Annotated in this window: 1 protein-coding gene; it reads left to right on the top strand. The window is 71.0% G+C overall.

Annotation, left to right across the window (positions count from 1 at the left end):
• Nucleotides 1–195: 195 nt before the first annotated feature.
• Nucleotides 196–990, top strand: a complete 795-nt coding sequence (locus tag AC1DY2_RS19940; protein ID WP_476763993.1) for a ferritin-like domain-containing protein — start codon at nt 196–198, stop codon at nt 988–990.
• Nucleotides 991–1,188: the final 198 nt, after the last annotated feature.

Below are 1,188 nucleotides of genomic sequence, written 5' to 3'. Positions count from 1 at the left end.
CTCGCACCCGGGCGACGGCGCGCGCTGGCCCGGTTCGCGTGGTCGGGCCCCGAGGGCCGCGCCGCGCTCGGGTCGCTCGAGCGTCGCATCGCCGGCATCCCGGGGATCGGCGAGGCCGCGGCATCCCTCGTCTCGAGGCGACTCGCGCCGGACACGCCCACCCGACGAGACCACTGACCAGACGGAGGCGAGCACATGGGGTTCGACATCGACCGCTACACGGCGACCTCGGTGAGCGTGCATTGGGACGACCTCGACCTCGAGGACTTCCGCCGCCACCCGCTGCCGCCCGACTCGCTGCGCACCCTGCGCTACATGGCCGACGTCGAGTACCACACCGTCTGCTACACGAGGGACCTGCTCACCACGCCCTCGCATCGGGAGACCGACGTCAGCGCCTTCATGACCATGTGGAACCGCGAGGAGTTCTGGCACGGGGAGGCGCTCGCCGCGGTGCTCGCCGTCCACGACGTCACCGTCGACTACGACGTGCTGAAGGCGAACCGGCTGAAGCTCGGCTGGAAGGACCGCCTCGACCCCATCAAGCAGTCGGTGATGGGGTCCCTCGTGGGCGCGGACTTCGTGGCGGTGCACATGTCGTGGGGTGCGGCGAACGAGTGGTCGGCGATCACGGCGTACCAGCGCATGGCCGAGCTCGAGGAGCATCCCGTGCTCGCCGAGCTGCTGCGTCGCATCGCGAAGCAGGAGGCGCGGCACGTGGCCTTCTACACGTCGCAGGCGCGGGAGCGGCTGGCGGCGAGCACGAAGGCGCAGAAGATCACACGCTTCGCACTCAGCCGGTTCTGGGCGCCGGTCGGGTCGAGCATCAACACCACCGCCGACGTGCGGCACGTCATGGGGCATCTCATGAGCGGGCCCGACGGCCGACGCGCGGCGCGAAAGGTCGACGAGAGCATCAGCGGGATGCCGGGACTCGGTGGGCTCACGATCGTGCAGGACGCGCTGGACGGGCTCGGCATCCCCGCCTGAACGCACAGGCGGATGCGCGGTACCGTTGAGCATGGCTCATGTCGAGGCCGCCGACACCTGGGAGCAGGGTCCGGCGTACGAACGGTACGTCGGGCGATGGAGCCGCCAGGTCGCGCCCGAGTTCCTCGAATGGCTCCGGATGCCCGCCGGCCTGCGCTGGCTCGACGTCGGATGCGGCACCGGGGCGCTGTCCGCCGC

The organism is Agromyces sp. P1_H4 (assembly GCF_056405255.1).
This window is presented reverse-complemented; position numbering and strand designations above follow the sequence as displayed.